This window comes from uncultured Intestinibacter sp., assembly GCF_902468165.1.
GTDB lineage: Bacteria > Bacillota > Clostridia > Peptostreptococcales > Peptostreptococcaceae > Intestinibacter.
This window is the reverse complement of record NZ_CABQXJ010000033.1, coordinates 1-21,406: the sequence shown is the minus strand read 5'-3', so window position 1 is coordinate 21,406 and position 21,406 is coordinate 1. Positions and strand designations below refer to the sequence as shown.

Annotated in this window: 15 protein-coding genes; 10 read left to right on the top strand and 5 right to left on the bottom strand. The window is 28.9% G+C overall.

Annotation, left to right across the window (positions count from 1 at the left end; translation table 11 throughout):
• Positions 1-25 precede the first annotated feature (25 nt).
• Positions 26-1,651 carry an aspartate 4-decarboxylase gene (gene aspD, locus RDX53_RS07570; protein ID WP_307993913.1) on the top strand — a complete coding sequence of 542 codons (1,626 nt, stop codon included), beginning with the start codon at positions 26-28 and terminating at the stop codon, positions 1,649-1,651.
• Positions 1,652-1,791: 140 nt separating this feature from the next.
• Here the strand turns inward: aspD and RDX53_RS07565 are convergent, their stop codons facing one another.
• The 3 genes from RDX53_RS07565 to RDX53_RS07555 are packed head-to-tail and all read right to left on the bottom strand — an operon-like array spanning position 1,792 to position 5,538.
• Positions 1,792-2,130: a PqqD family protein gene (locus RDX53_RS07565; RefSeq protein ID WP_022071063.1), complete on the bottom strand. Its 339-nt coding sequence runs from the start codon at positions 2,128-2,130 to the stop codon at positions 1,792-1,794.
• A complete protein-coding gene (locus RDX53_RS07560) occupies positions 2,123-4,051 on the bottom strand; it encodes an OPT family oligopeptide transporter (protein ID WP_195931644.1) in 1,929 nt (642 codons plus the stop codon). The genes RDX53_RS07565 and RDX53_RS07560 overlap by 8 nt, the downstream gene beginning before the upstream one ends.
• Before the next feature lie 41 nt (positions 4,052-4,092).
• Positions 4,093-5,538 carry an aminoacyl-histidine dipeptidase gene (locus RDX53_RS07555; RefSeq protein WP_195931645.1) on the bottom strand — a complete coding sequence of 482 codons (1,446 nt, stop codon included), beginning with the start codon at positions 5,536-5,538 and terminating at the stop codon, positions 4,093-4,095.
• A 306-nt stretch (positions 5,539-5,844) separates the two neighbouring features.
• Here RDX53_RS07555 and RDX53_RS07550 point away from each other — a divergent pair, with 306 nt between their 5' ends.
• The 5 genes from RDX53_RS07550 (at position 5,845) to RDX53_RS07530 (ending at position 13,552) form a co-directional block, all read left to right on the top strand.
• Positions 5,845-7,605, top strand: coding sequence for an ABC transporter ATP-binding protein (locus RDX53_RS07550; RefSeq protein ID WP_195930667.1), 1,761 nt, complete (start codon positions 5,845-5,847; stop codon positions 7,603-7,605).
• Between the two features lie 218 nt (positions 7,606-7,823).
• Positions 7,824-10,202: an endonuclease MutS2 gene (locus RDX53_RS07545; protein ID WP_195930665.1), complete on the top strand. Its 2,379-nt coding sequence runs from the start codon at positions 7,824-7,826 to the stop codon at positions 10,200-10,202.
• Positions 10,203-10,249: 47 nt separating this feature from the next.
• Entirely contained in the window at positions 10,250-10,702 is a 453-nt protein-coding gene (locus tag RDX53_RS07540) for a DUF523 domain-containing protein (protein WP_195930664.1), read from the top strand.
• Between the two features lie 105 nt (positions 10,703-10,807).
• Positions 10,808-12,508, top strand: a complete 1,701-nt coding sequence (gene argS, locus RDX53_RS07535; protein ID WP_195930663.1) for an arginine--tRNA ligase — start codon at positions 10,808-10,810, stop codon at positions 12,506-12,508.
• 120 nt (positions 12,509-12,628) lie between these two features.
• Positions 12,629-13,552: a hypothetical protein gene (locus tag RDX53_RS07530; RefSeq protein ID WP_195930662.1), complete on the top strand. Its 924-nt coding sequence runs from the start codon at positions 12,629-12,631 to the stop codon at positions 13,550-13,552.
• On the opposite strand, the gene RDX53_RS07525 is transcribed toward RDX53_RS07530, so the two are convergent.
• Entirely contained in the window at positions 13,549-13,749 is a 201-nt protein-coding gene (locus RDX53_RS07525) for a hypothetical protein (RefSeq protein WP_195930661.1), read from the bottom strand. The genes RDX53_RS07530 and RDX53_RS07525 overlap by 4 nt on opposite strands.
• Positions 13,750-13,855: 106 nt before the next feature.
• Here RDX53_RS07525 and RDX53_RS07520 point away from each other — a divergent pair, with 106 nt between their 5' ends.
• Together RDX53_RS07520 and RDX53_RS07515 are read left to right on the top strand one after the other, a co-directional pair.
• Complete coding sequence (locus tag RDX53_RS07520; protein WP_195930660.1) at positions 13,856-15,625, top strand: B12-binding domain-containing radical SAM protein; 1,770 nt, start codon at positions 13,856-13,858, stop codon at positions 15,623-15,625.
• 18 nt (positions 15,626-15,643) lie between these two features.
• Positions 15,644-16,786, top strand: a complete 1,143-nt coding sequence (locus RDX53_RS07515; protein WP_195930659.1) for a lipopolysaccharide assembly protein LapB — start codon at positions 15,644-15,646, stop codon at positions 16,784-16,786.
• 336 nt (positions 16,787-17,122) lie between these two features.
• On the opposite strand, the gene RDX53_RS07510 is transcribed toward RDX53_RS07515, so the two are convergent.
• The gene (locus RDX53_RS07510; RefSeq protein WP_295675264.1) at positions 17,123-17,689 is read right to left on the bottom strand and encodes a LysR family transcriptional regulator; all 567 of its coding nucleotides are present in this window, start codon (positions 17,687-17,689) and stop codon (positions 17,123-17,125) included.
• 782 nt (positions 17,690-18,471) lie between these two features.
• Here RDX53_RS07510 and cooS point away from each other — a divergent pair.
• Positions 18,472-20,439, top strand: coding sequence for an anaerobic carbon-monoxide dehydrogenase catalytic subunit (gene cooS / locus RDX53_RS07505; RefSeq protein WP_195930657.1), 1,968 nt, complete (start codon positions 18,472-18,474; stop codon positions 20,437-20,439).
• A gap of 145 nt (positions 20,440-20,584) precedes the next feature.
• Positions 20,585-21,379, top strand: a complete 795-nt coding sequence (locus RDX53_RS07500; RefSeq protein ID WP_195930656.1) for an AAA family ATPase — start codon at positions 20,585-20,587, stop codon at positions 21,377-21,379.
• The last annotated feature ends 27 nt before the right edge of the window (positions 21,380-21,406 follow it).

Here is a 21,406-nt window from a genome sequence, read left to right as displayed (position 1 = left end):
TTATAATCATAGGAGGAAATTTGTAATGAAAAATATAAGCAGACTTGAACTAGAAAATATATACGGAAAAATAAGTCCATTTGAGTTTAAAAATAAATTAATAGAATTGGCAACTTTATCAAATAGAAAGAGTACACGTACTTTACTTGATGCAGGTCGTGGGAATCCAAACTGGATAGCATCAACTCCAAGGGAAGCATTTTTTACTTTTGGACAATTTGCAATAACAGAAAGTAGGTATACTTGGGATGATGGTGATTTGACTGGTATGCCTAAAAAAACAGGGATATACAAAAGGTTCTGCACCTATGTTGAGAATAATAAATTTATGCCAGGAATAGATACATTAAAAGCAATAATAGATTATGGTATAGAAGAATTGAATTTTGATAAAGATGAATTTCTGCATGAATTGACAGATGCAATTATAGGGGATAATTATCCATTTCCAGATAGAATGTTAATTCACATAGAAAAAATAGTAAAAGAATATTTAAAAAGAGAAATGAAATATGATGTGGAAAAAGGAGGAGAATTTAATGTGTTTGCAGTTGAAGGTGCAACTGCTGCAATGTGTTATATATTTGATTCATTAATAGCAAATAACCTTCTTTTAAAAGGAGATAAAATAGCTATTATGACACCAGTATTCACTCCATATTTAGAAATACCACATCTTCCAAGATATGAATTTGAAGTGGTTTATATAAATGCAGATGAAATCGATGAAAATGATGAACATACTTGGCAATGTAGCAATAAAGAATTAGAAAAGCTAAGTAACCCAGATATAAAAGCATTATTTGTTGTAAATCCTAGCAACCCACCATCTGTAGCTATATCACAAAAATCTATTTCAAAAATTGTAGATATAGTAAAAACTAAAAATAAAGATTTAATGATAATTTCTGATGATGTTTATGGAACTTTTATACATGGATTTAGATCTTTGATGGCTGATTTACCATACAATACGATAGGAGTATATTCTTATTCTAAATATTTTGGAGTTACAGGATGGAGATTAGGAACTATAGCCCTTCATGAAAATAATGTTTTTGATAAATTAATAAAAGAGTTACCATATTCTACAAGAAAAAGAACTATGAGAAGATATGCAGATCTTAATCCAGTTCCGGAAAATGTTCCTTTTATAGATAGAATAGTTGCTGATAGTAGACAAGTTTCATTAAATCATACTGCAGGACTTTCTACACCACAACAGGTACAAATGGCATTTTTCTCTGCATTTACTCTTATAGATAAAGAAAATAATTATAAAGATAAAACTATAAATATTTGTAAGACTCGTAAAAAATTATTATTTGATTCACTTGATATAGGAATAAATGAAAATGAAAATGATGCATCTTACTATACACAAATAGATTTACTGAGATTATGTAAGAAATGTTATGGAGAAGAGTTTGTAGAATACTTAAAAGCAAATTATAAACCAGTTGATATTTTATTTGATTTAGCTCAAAAATCATCCATAGTTCTACTTGGAGGAGGTGGATTTGCAGGTCCTGAATGGTCTATTAGAATATCACTTGCAAATCTATATGATGAAGCTTATTCGGAAATAGGAGTTGTTTTAAAAAGAATTTTAGACTCTTATGCTGATGATTGGAAAAAGCTTCAGGGTTAAGCTTATACTAACTCTAGTAAAAGTTGATAACAGGTAAGAAGTAAATAATATATTTAAAATAGAAAAATAATATTAATAAAAGGAGTATTTAAAATAGATTTTATCTAAATTAAATACTCCTTTTATTAATATTATTTTATTTAATTAATTCTCTCGATATAATTACAATTAACATGTATATGGTTTAAATACATTGTAAGTCTTTCATAAAGAGGATGAGTAGCATCTCCATACTCTGACTCCAAGTTTTCGCCTATTTCTTCAACTGTTTTTTTCCCATCTATTTGTAAAAAAATGAAGCTGCCATATTCATCAAGTTTAATTTTTTTATAAAGAGGAATTCTAAATTTTAATTTTCTAAAAAAATTTTGTATAGGATGATTTTGTTTTTCTAATATTGTTACAATCTTATCCTTAACCTCATAGTCTATACTATTTGAAATTTTAAATACTACATTTAACGAGTCTTCATTATTCATTTTTATGACCCTTAACTTTTGAATTTAGTATAGGAAGAGCAGTTAATACTACTAGTATAACTAATAATACAACAGCCATACCATTTCCTGCAGCAAATCCACTAGGACCATTTCCTCCAACTAAACCAGTTACTTGACAGATTACACCGATAAGCCCAAGTATAGAACCACCAGCAACAAGTCCTGAAGATAAACTTATACCATTACTAACTTTTACTTCTTTTTCTACTTCATTTTTAGTACTTCTTTCGATAAATTCACGAACTAAAGCACCTACTAATATTATAGAAGTAGTTGAAATTGGTAAGTAGAATCCGATAGCAACTGTCATTATAGATAGATTTAAGAAGTGTAGTACTATTGCCATAAATACACCAACTATTATCATAACCCATGGAAGATTTCCTGACATTATACCAGATGTAAGTGTAGACATTAAGTTAGCTTGTGGTAAAGCAAATGGAGGATTATCTCCAGTTATTTGTAATTGTTCAGTTAATAAAACCATAACAGCAACAACAACTATAACACCAACTATAGCAGATATTGTAAAGTAACGTTGCATTTCATTTTTATTACCACCAACAACAAATGTTACCTTTTGTGATTGACAGTATCCTCCAGCTATTGCTATAGCAACAACTATGAATGAACCGAATAAAAGTAGAGATTTGTTGTCTGCTTGAGAAGTCCATCCCATAGAAACAAATACTACAGTAGTTATAACTAATGAAGCTATTGTCATACCTGATACAGGTAGGTTAGAAGTACCAATAGTTCCTGTTAATCTACCAGCAACTATAACAAATAATAAAGATAGTATAAATGATAAAATAGCTCCAACTATAGTCATTACTATGCTTTCAGATATTATAAATGAGGCAATAAGTCCTATAACAGTACCAGCTAATAATATTATTAAGTAAGATGAAGAACCTTCACCATCTTCTGAAGATGATTTTGCATTCATAGTTTCTTTTACTGAAGCTATTATAGTAGGTATAAGTTTTACTGCACCTATTATACCACCACATAACATCATACCAGCACCTATATATTTAACATAAGAACCAGCAATATCACTAACAGCCATTTGGTTTATTGCAAGTGAAGGATTATTCCATACCATAGCTCCATCATGTGCCATTTCAGCAAAATAAGCAAGTAAAGGAGTTATACCAAATGCTGATAATATTGAACCAGCAAACATAGTTAAAGAAACATCCATACCTACTATAAATCCAATTCCTAGTAAAAGTGGATTAACTTCTAAGTCGAATTTCCATTTGTAGAATGATTTTCCTGCAAAAGACATAACATTGTTTGTTAAGTTTAAGAATGAACTTGAAAGTGTGTTTAATACACCACCTATACCAAATCCTATTCCCATGAATTTCATTGAATCTCCGCCAGCATTTTCTGATGCTACAAGAGTTTCAGATATAGCCATAGCTTCAGGATACATAAGATGACCATGTTGATCAATTATTAAATAGTTATAAACAAGTGAAGCTGCACCTATACCGAATAGAACTCCACCTATACCAACTGCTACACCTTCTAAGAAAGTAAATTCACTACCTATTAGTATAACAGAAGGTAGTACAAATATAAGACCACTAGCGACAGATTCACCACCACTAGCCATACCTTGAACTAAGTTTCTACCAAGGATTCCTTTGTGTTTTGCAAACATTGCAACAAATGCTGAACCTAAAATTGCACCTGGAATACCAGCGGCAACAGTAAGTCCTGCTTTCATTCCTGAATAAGCTGTAGAAGCTGCGAATACAGCAGCAAATATAATCCCTATAATTAATACAGCAATATTTCCTCCAAGTTTCGATTTATCTGTGATATATGGCACGTAGTCTTTTCCTGCAACTCCACCATATGCCTCTTTAGATAGTTTTTTATTCAAATGACATACCCCCTTCATTGTCGTTTAAATTAAATTTTATATTAATGTTGGTTCATGCTTTCTAAACAAGCAACTAAATAATCCCAAACATTTTTTATTGAAGAAATACTTACATGTTCGTTTGGAGTATGAACATCATAAGCATTAGGACCTATTGATATAGCTTCACAGCCATCCATTTTCTTAAGGAATAACCCACATTCAAGACCTGCATGTATAGTTAATATTTTAGGGTCATTACCTGTTAATTTTTTGTAAGTTTCTATACTTATTTCTTCTAGTTTAGAGTCAATAGCTCTTTCCCAAGAAGGATAATGGTCAGTTTCTTCATAATCAGCACCTAAAGACTCGGCAACTAATTTTACAGTGTTATTTATATAGTCTTTTCTAGTTTCTACAGAACTTCTTGTAGTTGCTTCAAATGTCATAACATCTTCTTTAGTTGTTACAACACCTAAATTTATAGAACTTTCCACTAAACCTGGCATATCTGCTGCCATAGTTTGGATTCCAGATGGTATTAAGTTTAAAAGTTGAATTACTTTATTTTTACATTCATCAGTTAGAACTTTTTCAAAAGAAGTTTCACTTAATTCAATTTTTACGTCTGGATCTGGAATTCTGTATTCATGTTTGAATATAGATTCTATTTTAGCCAATTCAGCTTTTAATTGATCTATATCTTTAGTATCAATAGCTATAACAGCATCGCATTCACGAGGGATAGCATTTGTTTTAAGACCACCATTTACATTTACTAAATCATAATCAATAGTTAATAAGTCTAATATTCTACCCATTAATTTATTAGAATTAGCATGGTTTTTATCTATTTCCATTCCAGAGTGTCCACCTAAAAGACCTTTTAATTCTATTAAGAATCCTTGTTTTTCAGAAGATTTGAATTCAAGTGGTAAAGTTGTACAGTTTCTGTTACCACCAGCACAACCAACTAATATACATCCTTCTTCTTCAGAATCTAGATTTAACATATATTTTCCTGTTAAAACGCTAGTATCTAAATTCTTAGCGCCAGTCATACCAACTTCTTCATCAGTAGTTATAAGTATTTCTAATTCAGGATGTTTAATAGTATTTGATGCAAGAAGTGCCATACCATAAGCAACCGCTATCCCATTGTCAGCTCCTAAAGTAGTTCCAGTTGCATATATCATGTCATCTACAACTCTTAATTGGATAGGATCTTTTAAGAAATCATGGTTTGAATCTTTATTTTTTTCACAAACCATATCCATATGTCCTTGTATTATTACTCCTGGACAATTTTCATAACCTTCAGTAGCTGGTTTTTTGATTATTACATTTAAGTGTTCATCTTGTATGTATTCTAGATTTAATTCTTTTGCAAAATTACATAAATAATCACTTATTGCTTTTTCATTACCAGAACCTCTAGGTATTTGAGAGATTTTTTCAAAATAATTTAAAACTGATTGTGGTTCTAAACCTTTTAGTATGTTTTCCATTTAAAATCAACCCCTTTTTTTAAAAATTATTTTTTATTAAGAATTAAATTATCTTTTAGATAAGTATAATAATATGTAAAAAAAAAGTAAAGTAAAGATTTTACAAAAAAGTTAATTTATATTTGAAAATTAATTTAAAAAATTCAGAAAAATGAAATGAAAATATTAGGAAAATCATGAAAATAATATGTTAATTTATATGAGGTAAATGTATAATTAAATGTATCATAATATATAAACATCTGTTAGTTAGGCAGATGTGTTTTAGTATGTAAAAATATTTTAAATATATTGGGAGGTTGTTTAATGGAAAATAAAAAATACAAAACTAAGGATTTGATAGGACGATTTATTCCTTATTTTAAGCCTTATAAAAATGTGCTATTGTTGGACTTATTTTGTGCATTTTTAACTACAGGCTGTGATTTGATATTACCTATGATATTAAGGTTTCTTGCAAATAAAGGGACTGAGGACTTGTCATCAATTACGGTACAATTAATAGCCAGTTTAGCAGGAGTTTATTTAGTACTTAGAATAATAGATGCAATAGCAAATTACTATATGACTAGAATCGGGCATATAATGGGAGCTAGAATTGAGACAGATATGAGAAAAGATGCATTTGACCATATTCAAAAATTATCAGATTCATATTTCAATAATACAAAAGTAGGTCAAATAATGTCTAGAATAACTAATGACTTATTTGATGTTACTGAGTTTGCACATCACTGTCCAGAGGAATTTTTCATAGCAGGTGTAAAGATAGTTATTTCATTTATACTTTTATCTAGAATAAATTTAGCTTTAACAACGATAATATTTATCTTCATACCTTTAATGGTTATATTCAGTATGGATCAAAATAGAAAAATGAAGAGAGCATTTAAAAAACAAAGAGTTCAAATTGGAGAATTAAACTCAAGATTAGAAGATAGTTTATTAGGTGTTAGAGTTGTAAAAGCATTCGCAAATGAAGATATAGAAGCAGAAAAATTCACACAAGATAACAGAAAATTCTTGGGAACTAAAAAAGAAACATATAAATATATGGCTGGATTTAAAATTATAACTTGTATATTCGACGGAATAATGTATTTAGTTTTATTAATTGCCGGTGGAATATTTATGATGAAAGGTCTTATCCAACCAGCGGACTTATTTGTATTCACATTATATGTAACAACTTTACTAGCAACAGTTAAGAGAATTGTAGAATTTACAGAACAGTTCCAAAAGGGTATGACTGGAATTGAGCGTTTTATAGAAATAATGGATTCAGACATAGATATATTTGACGATGAAGATGCAAAAGAACTGAATAATGTAAAAGGAAGTATAGAATTTAAGAATGTATCATTTGGATATAATGATAAAGATAAAGAAGTATTATCAAATATAAATTTATCTATTAAAGAAGGTGAGAAAGTGGCATTAGTAGGTCCATCAGGCGGAGGAAAAACTACCATATGTAACTTAATCCCACGTTTTTATGATACTACACAAGGAAGCATTTATTTAGACAATAATGATATAAAGAAAGTTACATTAAAAAGTTTAAGAAAAAATATAGGTATAGTTCAGCAAGATGTATATCTATTTGCTGGAACTGTTTATGAAAATATAGCTTATGGAGACCCTAATGCAACTAGGGAACAAATAATTGAAGCAGCAAAACTTGCAGGCGCACACGAATTTATCTCAGAATTAAAATATGGATATTATACTTATGTTGGAGAAAGAGGAGTAAAATTATCTGGCGGTCAAAAACAAAGAATAAGTATAGCTAGAGTATTCTTAAAAAATCCTAAAATATTAATTTTAGATGAAGCTACATCAGCCCTAGATAATGAAAGTGAATACTTAGTTTCTAAATCACTTGAGAGACTTGCAAAAGGAAGAACAACACTTACAATAGCACATAGATTAACAACTATACAAAATGCCGATAGAATACTTGTTTTAAATGAAAATGGAATAGTAGAACAAGGAAGTCATAAAGAATTATTGGATAAAAAGGGAGTTTATCATCAACTTTATATGATGGCAAATGAAATTGCATAAAGAAAAATAAAATAGATTAAAATAAATATAAAAATTTTATCCATAATAAACTTGGATTAGGTATAATAGAAGGTGGCTTTATAAAGAATTAAAGATTTTCTTATTTATACTTAATCTAAGTTAAATAAAAGTCTCATATAAGTATAAATTTGGGGTTTTTATCAATAATACTAATAATAAAAATATTGTGGCAAACGCCACAATAATTAGGAGGAAGAATGAACGAAAAATCGCTTAGAGTTTTAGAGTTTAATAAAATAATAGATAAGTTAAAAACAAAGGCGTCATCTTCTTTAGGGCTTAAACACATAGAGAATTTAAAACCGAGTAATGACTTTGATGAAGTAAAAAACACATTACTTGAAACAAGTGAAGCACAAGCTATACTTATTAAAAGAGGTTTAGTAAGTATGGATGGAATACATGATATAGAAGACAAGGCAAAAAGAGCTCATGTAGGGGCTACATTAGACCCAGGGTCACTTCTTAAGATAGCAGACTGCCTAAGAGTAGCACGTAGCCTAAAAAGAAATTTAGAAGGTTCAGAAGAAGAAGATTTCAATTATCCAATAATCCAAGCTCTTACAAACTCTCTATATACATATAGAGACATAGAAGATAGAATATACACTTCTATAGTAGGAGAGTCTGAGATTTCTGATAATGCATCGACAACACTTAGAACAATAAGAAGAAGGATTGTTCAAAAGAATCAATCTATCAGATCGAAATTAAATTCTATAATAAGTTCGACTACATATCAAAAATACCTACAAGATAACATAATATCTATGAGAGGTGATAGATTTGTTATACCAGTAAAAGCTGAATATAGATCAGTAGTTTCAGGTATAGTACATGACCAATCATCATCAGGGGCTACATTATTTATAGAACCTATGAGTATAGTTGAGATGAACAACGAACTTAGAAAATTAAAACTTGATGAACAAGAAGAAATAGAAAGAATACTAGCTGAATTATCAGCAATGATAGGTGAAATTTCTTCAGAATTAATCTCAAATCAAGAGATTTTAGGTAAATTAGATTTTGCATTTGCAAAAGGTAAATTATCTGTAGAGATGAGAGCGATAGAACCAGTTCTAAACGAAGAAAAATATTTCTACATTAAAAATGGTAGACATCCAATGATAGATAAGAGAGACGTCGTTCCAAATACTGTTTATCTTGGTAAAGACTTTGACACATTAGTTATAACAGGACCAAATACAGGTGGTAAAACCGTAACAATAAAAACAGTAGGTTTATTTGCACTTATGACACAAAGTGGTCTTCATATACCGGCTGATTTTGGAACTAGTATGTGTGTATATGACAATATATTTGCTGATATAGGTGATGAGCAAAGTATCGAACAAAGTTTATCTACATTCTCATCACATATGACAAATACTGTTTCTATCTTAAAAGAAGTAACAAGTGATTCTTTAGTAATATTTGATGAACTTGGTGCCGGGACAGACCCAGTTGAAGGGGCAGCTCTTGCAATAGCTATACTAGAAGATGTAAATATGGCTGGAGCTAAATGTATAGCAACAACTCACTACAGCGAACTTAAAAACTATGCCCTTACTAAAAAAGGTGTAGAAAATGCAGCTGTTGAGTTTGATGTAGACACATTAAGCCCAACTTATAGACTATTAATCGGTGTTCCAGGGAAATCTAATGCCTTTGAAATTTCAAAAAAATTAGGTTTAAGTGAATACATAATAAATAGAGCTAAAGAATTTATAAACACTGATAATATAGAATTAGAAGATGTACTACAAAACGTAGAGAAAAATAGATTAAAAGCAGAAGAAGATAAATTAGAAGCAGAAAAATTAAAAAGAGAAATAGAAGAAATTAAGGCAGAATACGAAGATAGGCTTGAAAGAGTTATGTCTCAAAGAGAAAAGATAATTAGCAAAGCTAAATCTGAAGCATTTAGCATAACTAGACAAGCTAAAGAACAATCAGAAAATATCTTAAAAGAGCTTAGAAAATTAGAAACAGAAATGGCATCAAAACAAAAACAACAAAAAATTGATGCACTTAGAAAAGAATTATCTGACTCAATGGGGAACTTACAGCCTTCAGTAAAAAGTATGATAGTGCCAAAAGTATCTTCTAAAGAAATAAAAGATTTAAAACCAGGTGATGATGTAAAAGTAGTAACATTAAACCAAGACGGAAGCGTAGTTTCTGTAGACAAAAAGAAAAAAGAAGCTGTCGTACAAATTGGTATAATGAAAATGACTCTACCATTTAAATCATTACAAAAAGTACAAAAAGACAAAAAATCAACAGTTACTAAAACAACTCGTAAGATAATTAGCGAAAAATCAGGAAAAGTAAAAGGCGAAGTTGATTTAAGAGGAATGAACTTAGAAGAAGCGATAATGGAAGTTGAAAAATATCTTGATGATGCCTGTGTTGCTGGACTTGAAACAGTGACAATAATCCACGGTATAGGTACTGGAGTTCTTAAAAAAGGTCTACAAGACGTATTAAAAAGAAACAAACACGTTAAATCAAAACGTCCAGGAGAATATGGAGAAGGTGGAGCAGGAGTTACAATAGTAACTTTAAGATAATATAAAAATCTAAAAGATTAACTTTATAGTTAATAAAGGTGAAAATTATGATAATAGTATCAGCTTGCTTATTAGGAGAAAACTGCAAATATAGCGGTGGAAATAATAAATCAGAAAATGTGATTAAGTACTTAGAAAATAAAGAATATATCTTAGTATGTCCAGAACAACTTGGTGGATTATCAACACCAAGGGATCCGTCTGAGATTATAACAACTGGAAAAAAAGATGGACATGATGTATTAGACGGTTCTGTAAAAGTTTTATCAAATAAAGGCATTGATGTAACATCAAACTTTATAAAAGGTGCAGAGGAAACTTTAAAAATAGCAAAAGAGTGCAATGCTAAAAAGGCAATATTAAAAGCAGGAAGCCCTTCTTGCGGATATAAAAAGATATATGACGGTACTTTTTGTGGAAATAAAATAAAAGGAATGGGAGTAACAGCTGCCATTTTAAATAAAGAAAATATAGCGTTATTAGATGAAGATGATATATAATTTATATCTTGAGTATATATAAGTTGAAAAACTTGAAAAAAATTAGAATTTGATTTAACATAGAGTAATAAATATGAACGTATTACAATAAGAGAGGAGAATAGAATGCAAGATTTTAAACTAGCAATCGCAAACTGTCTTAAAGAAAAGATAGAAGACTTAACATTAGAAGAAATAGTAGCATTAATAGAAGTGCCACCAAATAAGGAGATGGGGGACTTTGCGTTTCCATGCTTTAAATTAGCAAAAGTATTTAGAAAGGCTCCAAATATGATAGCTGCTGATTTAGCAGAAAATATTGAAGCTAACGGTGCAATATCAAAAGTTATGCCACTTGGAGGGTATGTAAACTTTTTCGTAAATAAATCACAATTAGCTAAAACAGTAATAAACGACGTTTTAACTAAAAAAGAAAAATATGGACATTCTGATTTAGGACAAGAGAAAGCTGTAGTAATAGACTTCTCATCTCCTAACATAGCAAAACCATTCCATATAGGACATATAAGAACTACTGTTATAGGTAATGCATTATATAAAATATATGATTCACAAGGGTACAACGTAGTTAGAGTAAACCACTTAGGAGATTATGGAACTCAATTTGGTAAACTAATAGTTGCGTTCAAACTTTGGGGAAGTAAAGAAGCTGTAGAAGCAAATCCAATACCAGAACTATTAAAATTATATGTAAAATTCCATGAAGAAGCTGAACAAAAACCAGAAATGGAAGATGAAGCTAGAGCTTGGTTCACTAAATTAGAAAACGGAGACGAAGAAGCAAAAGCTTTATGGCAATGGTTCAGAGATGAAAGTTTAAAAGAATTCGCTAGAGTTTATGATTTACTAGACATAGAGTTCGATTCATATGCAGGTGAATCATTCTATTCAGATAAAATGGATTCAGTTATAGAAACATTAAAAGACAAAAAATTATTAGTACAATCTCAAGGAACAAATGTTGTTGACTTAGAAGAGTACAATATGCCACCAGCATTAATAACTAAAAATGATGGTTCTACTTTATATATGACTAGAGACTTAGCTGCTGCTATATACAGAAAAAATACTTATGATTTCGACAAATGTATATATGTAGTTGGTTCTCAACAATCTCTACATTTCCAACAATTATTTAAAGTATTAGAGCTTATGGGATATGAATGGTCAAAAGACTTAATCCACGTTCCATTTGGTATGGTTGCATTAGAAGAAGGAACAATGTCTACAAGAAAAGGTAGAGTTGTATTCTTAGAAGATGTTTTAAAACAAGCTGTAGAAAAAACAAAAGAAATAGTACTTTCTAAAAATCCAAACGCTAAAAATGTAGAGCAAATAGCTAAACAAGTTGGTGTTGGAGCTGTAGTATTCCAAGAATTATCTAACAGCAGAATAAAAGATTATACATTCTCTTGGTCAAGAACTCTTAGCTTTGAAGGTGAAACAGGACCATATGTTCAATACACTCACGCTAGATGTTGTGCAGTATTAAGAAAAGCAGAGGAAGAAGTAACTACAGATATAAACTACAATTTATTATCTGATGGTGACGGAGCAGAAGTATTAAAAGTAATCGGATCATTCAATAAATCAATACTTGCTGCAATGAGAAAAAATGAGCCACATATAATCACTAGATTTGTTTTAGATTTAGCTCAAGCATTCAACAAATTCTACCATGACAACCCAATATTAGTAGAAGATGCTGAACTTAGAAAAGCTAGACTTGCATTAGTTGCTGCAACAAGACAAACTATAGAAAATGCTTTAGCATTATTAGGAATGCATGCACCAGAAAGAATGTAATTAATTGTAATAAAGTAAAATTTAAAAGGGGCTGTTGTACTATTTGAAGGAATACTAAAATAGTACGGGGCTCCTTATTTAATTATTAAAAGGAGGGAAGCTCCATAGGGCGGTTATTATATGAAAGATGATTTAATTAAAAATTGTTATATATCATCATTTGACATAGAGGACACTAGTTTAAAACATCTGATGATAATTGGTACAAAATGTCTTATAGATAATAAGTTGCAGAGAAATGTATATGTTGATAACAAGAGGCTTAAAGACGAGCTAATTTATTTTAATTTTTATGAAAATAAGCCACAATATATGGATGTATTAAATGTATTGTTGTCTCTAATTTTATCAAATACAAATATACAAAAAAGCGAAGATGAGGTATTATCCCTTATTCAAAAATATGTGAAGTACTTAAAAAGAGATAAGTATTTATTTGATTATATTTTAGCATCTGTATTATATAATAGTCTAATTCACAATTTAATAGACAATCCAAATTTAGAATATGAAGAAATACTTCAATCTATTAAAGAAAAGATGATTGGTTTACAAATAGAATTAGACAAAGCCAGTATGATAAAGTTCCAAATGGCGAGAATAAAAGCTATACAGATTATAGATAATTATATAGATTTAAAAATATGTGATTATGCAGAAAATGAATTAATAACAAACTTATTAAATGTTATTTATGACATCTATATAGAAGATAGAGAATGTTTAAATGATGGAATTTTAAGTATGAAAAAATCTATATTATCTATACTATCAGCAGAAGCTAATTTAAATATAGAGAATATAGATTTTATATCTTCAATGGGTGCGTATATTACAAAATTGAGAAAATACTCAATAAATAAGTCTCCGTATAATACTGGTTCAGATCCAAGAAGTTTGATTAATTTGAATCAAGGCGATACTATAGTTGATCCAATTTTAAACAAAATACAAGTTATATCTAAAGATTTTAGTAATAACATATTGAGAATTTCTGTTAAATCAAAATCTGGGCAATATACATTTAATTTTAAAAGAGTTTAGCAGTTTTCTTCTAGATAACCAAGAAATTGCTCTTCACTAGTTTCTGTTAAAAAACATAGTTCTTTTACTATGCTATTTCTAAGTTCTATGAAGTCAGGATTTTTTGTTTTTTTACTAGTAAACTCTAATGATTTTATTATTAATAATAAGTCTCTTTTTGATAAGTCATTAATAGTAACTTGATCGATTAATTCCATAGCAAACTTCCTTTCTAAATAGTAATTATATACTTATTATATTACAACATTATTCGATTTAAATACAGAGAAAAACAGTTTATAAATAAAAAAAGAGGTGGAAAATTTGAAAGTATTGCTTACAACTTTGAATTCAAAGTTCATTCATACAAATTTAGCAATAAGATACATCAAAGAGAGTATAAAAGACTTAGTAGATGTTGATATAAGAGAATATACAATAAATAATCAATTAGATTATATTTTAAAAGATATTTACTTAGCTAAATACGATGCCATATTCTTCTCAACATATATATGGAATATATATGATATCGTAAAATTATGTGAAAATATTAAAAAAGTAAATCCAAATGTAATAATAGGATTAGGTGGGCCAGAAGTTTCTTATGACAGCGAAGAGGCTATGGAAAAATATGAATTTGTAGATTATATAATTCGTGGCGAAGGCGAAATGGTTATGAGAGACCTTATGAAGCACTTCCACGGGGAAATGGATATAAAACATGTCGACGGAATTACATATAGACAAGATGGAAAGATTATTCAAAACAAAGAACGTATGTTATTAGCAGATTTAGATTTAATCCCAAGTCCATATGAAAACTTAGACATAACAGAATATGAAAATAGAATCGTATACTATGAAACATCAAGGGGATGTCCTTTTAACTGTCAATACTGTTTATCATCAGCTATAAAAGGACTTAGATATTTCGGTATAGATAGAGTAAAAAGAGACCTTAAAAATTTAATTGATGCTAGAGTTTCACAAATTAAATTTATAGATAGAACATTTAACGCAAATAAAAAGTTTGCAAAAGAGATAATGGAATTCCTTATGGAAAATGATAATGGTTACACTACTTATCATTTTGAAGTAACAGCTCATTTATTAGATGACGACATGCTAGAATTCTTAAAAGACTGTAAAGAAGGATTATTCCAATTTGAAATAGGTGTTCAAACTACAAACCAAGAAGCATTAGATGCAGTTGGAAGAAGAGATGATTTCGAAAAGTTATCTTACGTTGTAAAAACTATAGAATCTTATCAAAATATACATCAACATCTAGACTTAATTGCAGGATTACCATATGAAGGATATGACAGCTTTGAAAAATCATTTAATGATGTATTTGGATTACAAATAGAACAATTACAATTAGGTTTCCTAAAAATGATAAAAGGAACAGGTATGAGAGCTAGAGCGGAAGAATTTGAATATGAATACAAAGATTATGCTCCATATGAAATACTTAGCAATAAATTTATAAGCTATGATGAAATATTAAAATTAAAAGATATAGAAGATATATTAGAAAGATATTATAACTCTAATAACTTCTCATTATCAGTAAAATATATAATTGAAAATTATTATAGTGAAAGTGCATTCAAATTCTTTGAAGAATTTGCAACTTATTTTGATGAAATGGGATATTTCCATCTTGCGCAAGGTAAGAATCAGTTGTATAGTATATTACTAGACTTCTATAAAGAAAAAATCACAGAAAACTATGATTTATTTATGGAAATATTAAAATACGATTATGTTTCTTTAGGTAAAATTTCAAGTGTTCCTAATATATTTACAAAAGTAGAAGTAGATAATATTAAACCGAGAGTACATGAATTTTTACACGAAAGAGAAAATTTAGAGAAATATCTACCTAAACATGTAGATACGCCTACAAAATATATACTAAAATATGTTCATTTTGAACCATTTAAATACGACATATTAAAATTAAAACAAGATATTCATGCAAAATTGCAAGAAGAAGAGAACATAATATTATTTGTATATGACGACATAAAAGTATTTGAAAAATCTAGAACTTATAAAGTTGAATTAAAAGAACTTGTAAAATAGTTCGTAAGGAGGAACAATATGAAGTTTAGAATAGATAAATATTTATTATCTAAAACAGAGGAATTAGCTTTTATAACAGTTAAAGAAGATGCAGAATTTAATTTAGAAGGTTATACATTACCTAAAGAAGGTTTAAATGTGCCTATAAAAAATGAAGTATTAGTAAAAGGTATAAAAGAAAATACAGCACAAGACGGAATAAACTCTATGTCTATAGCTGATGCTATGATATACATAATAGGTATTGACCCACAGTTTAGATATAATGATGAATATAAAAAATTCTTAAAAGCATTAGAAAAGAATGTTAAATTTGATGCTAAATCATATATGGGATATATGTCTAGAAAATACTTTGAAATAGGTGAAGTGACAGATGCTCTTATATATGTAAAAGCACTTATAACTTTATACCCAGATGACATTCAAGGATTATATAACTATGCAATAGTTTGTCAAGAATTAGCGACTGAATACCAAAAAGATTACGATGCTAAAGCGATGAACGATATGTTATTAGAAGCTGGTGAAAAGCTTGAAAAAGTAACTAACTTAGATCCTAACTTTGCACTTGCATATTATCATTTAGGATACCATTATTATAACCAAAATCAATATATAAAAGCAAAAGTAATATGGGAAGAAGCATTAAAACTAGGACTTGATGAAGATTTTGTAGCAGAAGTACAAGATAACTTAGGAAAAATGTACTCTAAAGTAGAATATGAAGAAGGATATACTCTAGTATTCCAAGGAAAATTTGAAGAAGGACTAGAAAAACTACTTCCATTAGAAGAAAAATACGGAGATTGGTGGAACCTATTATTTATGATTGGTTTAGCTTATAAAAACATGGGCGAAATAGAAAATGCTAAAGAATATTATGAAAAAATACTTAGAATGAAACCACAACAAGTTGATACTCTAGTTGAATTAGCATTATGTGAAGCATCTACATTAAACATGAATAGAGCAATAGAGCTTTTAGAAGCAGCTGCTAAATTAAAAGAAGACCCAGAAATACTTTGTAACTTAGGTATGGCGTACTTAAACGTAGGTAACTTTGATGATGCAAATTACTACATTGAAAGAGCTTATGAATTAAATCCAGAAGATGAAGTTACTGTAGCTTGTAAAAGAGAACTAGCTAAATATATATAAGTAAATAATATTTGAAATTTTATATACGGATAGACAAAATTTTTATAATTACTATCAAACAGAAAAAAGTTGTAGAATATACAACTTTTTTCTGTTTGTAAAGATTATTAATGCTTGTTAGAATAAGAAAAATGATAGAATAGTAATCTATAAAATAAAAGAGAAAAAGAAGAGAAAAAGAAGAGAAAAAGTTTTAATAAGTATAAATGAATAATAACAAATTGGAATATATAAAAGGCGTATTTTTATTGAAAAGGTATGATTAATAAAATATAATATGAGAGGTAAAAATAAAACTTATCTTCTATCATATCTTTTAAAAATATAAAAAATTTACTATTTTTTTAAATCTAAAAAATCTATAAAGTCATGATTTGCTAATTTATGATTTTTATTGACTATAGCATAAAGTTTTTCGTGCTTGATTAGTTTATAATCAAATTTATTTTTGTCAAAATGTGCAATTACAAAACCTAAATCAACATCCCCGTTTAATATAGCTTCTTCACACTTTGAATCCGTATATTCTTTTATATTAAGAATAATATCTGGATAAATTTTATTAAATTCATTTATTAAGTCAAATGAAAGAGAATTTATCACCCCGAATGGAACACCTATATTTAAAAATTTTTTGTTTTTCTGTTTTATTTCGTTAATACCCTCTGTTAAAATATCGAATTGATAAACAATAGTGGATGCCTTATTTTTTAGATATTCACCATATTCAGTTAATTCATTACCCTTAGAGGTTCTATTAAACACAGATACACCGATTCCCTTTTCAAGGTTGCTTATAGATTTACTTAAGCCTTGTTGAGATATATATAAGTTTTTAGCTGCTTTAGAAAAACTACCATCCTTACATATCTGTAAAAAATATCTTAAAATTTTTATATCCATTTACTCCTCCAAATTATATTTATTTGTATATAAGTTATATTTATATACTATCTTGAATTATTGATTTTTACAAATTCCATTACTGAATAGAAGTATTTGTAGATTATAGAACTATTTGTAGATTGTTAAAAAATATATAATAAAAAATGCAGTATATGAACTAAGTATATAATGTATGTAATATTGTAAATATAAAAATTAACTTAAATATATTAACTATACTAAAAATAATACAAATACATAGAAAATCTAAAAAATATTATAAAAATAAAATTTATTTAGATTTTAAAACTAATAATTGTTAAAAAAAAATCAAATAAAAAGCCTGGGATAACGATTGCAAAAAGAGATAGGCAAGTGTACAATTGGAATAAAGTAGTATAGAATTAATTTGTATTACAAAAATCAAAAACTAAATGAAAAACATTCACAATTGATAAATCAAAGAGCTTATATCATAACAAAAATAATAAATTTAAATTCTTTAAAAATCTATACAAAAATATCAAAATTTATAGAAATTTAAATAATGAGAAGGCTTATAAAAACAAAATTTATCGAGTGTCAAAAAGACGTTTTATTCGTTAAAAAATTATTAAAATTTTTAACCAAAATTGGAAAAATTAGTATATAATTTAGTTAGGAATGTATTCTTAAAAGGAATATATTTTGCTGTCTAAAAATATATTTAATGATTGAGGATATATTTATATAAATATAGAGACAAATTCTTATAACAGCATTTTAGGGGAAATTAAATTTTTTTAAAGGGGAATATGAATATGGAAAAGAAAAAAGTTGATGTTTTAGAACAAATGCAAAATATGACTATAGACCTTAACAGTAAAGCCTTATTAGAAAAAGCTGAAAAAGACGGCGTTGAAACAATGTACAAAAGAAAATTAGGATATAAAGTACAATGTGGATTCGGTTTACAAGGTGTTTGCTGTAGAAACTGTGGTATGGGACCATGTAGAATAAGTCCAAAAACTCCAAGAGGACTTTGCGGTGCTGACGAACATACAATAGTAGGTAGAAACTATGCTAGAATGTGTGCTGGTGGTACAGCAGCCCATTCAGACCATGCCAGAGATATAACTCATACATTAGGATTAACAACTCCAGGAGGCGCATATCAAATAAAAGAACCAGAAAAATTAAAAGAATTTGCTGAATTCATGGGAATAGACCCAGAAGACAAAGATATATATGAATTAGCACATGAAGTATCTCATGTTTGTTTAATGGAATTTGGTAAACCACATGGCGTATCTAAATTATTAGCAAGAGCTCCAAAAGTAAGACAAGATATATGGAAAGAATATGGTATAGAACCAAGAGCAATAGATAGAGAAATTGCAACAGTAATGCATTCAACTCATATCGGATGTTGTGCTGATATAGATGCATTAATACATATGGCAATGAGATGTTCTATGGCAGATGGCTGGGCTGGATCTATGATAGGTACAATGTTATCTGATATATTATTCGGAACTCCAAAACCAGTACATACAGAAGCTAACTTAAATGTATTAGATGGAAATAATGTAAACATAATCCTTCATGGACATGAACCAACATTATCAGAAATGATAGTTTTAGCATCTGAATTACCAGAAATGCAAGACTTAGCTAAAGAAGTTGGTGCAGATGGTATAACATTATCAGGTATATGCTGTACTGGTAACGAATTAACAATGAGACATGGTATAAAAATAGCTGGTGACTTCCATCAACAAGAATTAGCAATAATCACTGGTGCTGTAGAAGCTATGATAGTTGACGTTCAATGTATATTCCCTGCATTAGCAGAAGTTGCAACTCATTATCATACTAAATTCATAACTACTTCACCAAAAGCTAAAATAACTGGTTCTACTTACATGGAATTCCATGAAGAAACTGCATTAGAAGATGCAAAAACAATAGTTAGAGAAGCTATATTAAACTTCAAAAACAGAGATAAATCAAAAGTTATGGTTCCAGAATTAAAATCAGAAGCTATGGTTGGTTATGCTGAAGAAGCTATAGTTGGACAATTAAATAATGTTGTTAATACTCAAATAGATGATATGAACACATTAAAACCATTAATAGATGTTCTTGCATCTGGTGTAATAAGAGGGGTAGTAGGAGTTGTTGGATGTAACAATGCTAGAACACCATCTAACTACAACCACTTAACTATAATGAAAGAATTAATTAAAAATGATTACTTAGTTGTAACTACAGGATGTGGTGCATCAGCAGCAGCTAAAAATGGATTAATGTTAAAAGAAAATGCACCTAAATACGCTGGTAAAGGTTTAGCAACAGTTTGCCAATTAGTTGATATACCACCAGTAATCCATTTAGGATCTTGTGTTGACAACTCTCGTATATTAAATATATGTTCATTAGTTGCTAATGCATTAGATATGGATATAGCTGATTTACCAGTTGCAGGTTGTGCTCCAGAATGGATGTCAGAAAAAGCTATAGCTATAGGTACTTATGTAGTTGGTTCTGGTATAGAAACATTCTTAGGTGTTATGCCTCCAGTTACAGGTTCATCTAGAGCTGTCGAAATATTATGTGGAAGCATAAGAGATAAAGTTGGAGCTAGCTTCCATGTTAATGAAGATCCAGTAAGCTGTGCTCAAGATATAATGGCTTGTATAGAAGCTAAGAGACCTCACTTTGAAGAATTATACCAAGAAAAAGTTCTTAATAAGAGAGTTGCTGGAGAATTAGTTAGCTTATACTAAGATTTACTGTTAAATAGATAAATATCAAATTTATAGAATAGATAAGGGTAGTCTATTAAAAAGATAGACTACCTACAAATACATGTTAGACAGACATAAAAATAAATAGTTTATAAACTATATGACAAAAGGTGGTAATAAAAAAATGAAAGTAGCAATAACAGGAAAAGGTGGAGTAGGCAAAACAACTTTTGCCTCAATGTTATCAAGAATGTTTGCTGATGAAGGCTATAGAGTTGTTGCTGTAGATGCCGATCCAGATGCAAACTTAGCCTTAGCGCTAGGTTTTCCAAAAGAAGTATATGATTCAATAGTGCCAATTTCAGAGATGAAAAAATTAGTTTCTGATAGAACTGCAACAAGTGAAGGTACATTTAATAAAATGTTTAAATTAAATCCTAAAGTAGATGATATACCAGAAAAATACTGTAAAATGCACAATGGTGTAGGACTACTGACTTTAGGAACAGTTGATACAGGTGGTTCAGGATGTGTATGTCCAGAACATGTACTATTGAAAAGATTATGTTCTCATTTAATACTACAAAGTAAAGATGTTGTTGTTATGGACATGGAAGCTGGTATCGAACATTTAGGTAGAGGAACAGCACAAGGCGTAGATGCTTTTATAGTAGTTGTTGAGCCAGGGGAAAGAAGTTTACAAACTTATAGAAAAGTTAAAAAACTAGGCAAAGATATTGGCGTACAGAGAGTTTTCGTTGTTGGAAATAAAATGAGAGATGACGACGATATTGAATTTATAAAAAGTAATCTAGAAGATGGTGAAGCTTTAGGGTTTATTCATTATAATCAAACTGTAATAGATTCAGATAGAGCTAATCAGTCTCCATATGATGTTAGTGAAGAGACTAGAAATGAAATTAGAACTATAAAAAATAGATTACTAGAAATTGAAAAAGAAAATAAAAACAATAAATAATTTTTATTTTTATTTAGTTTAAAATTA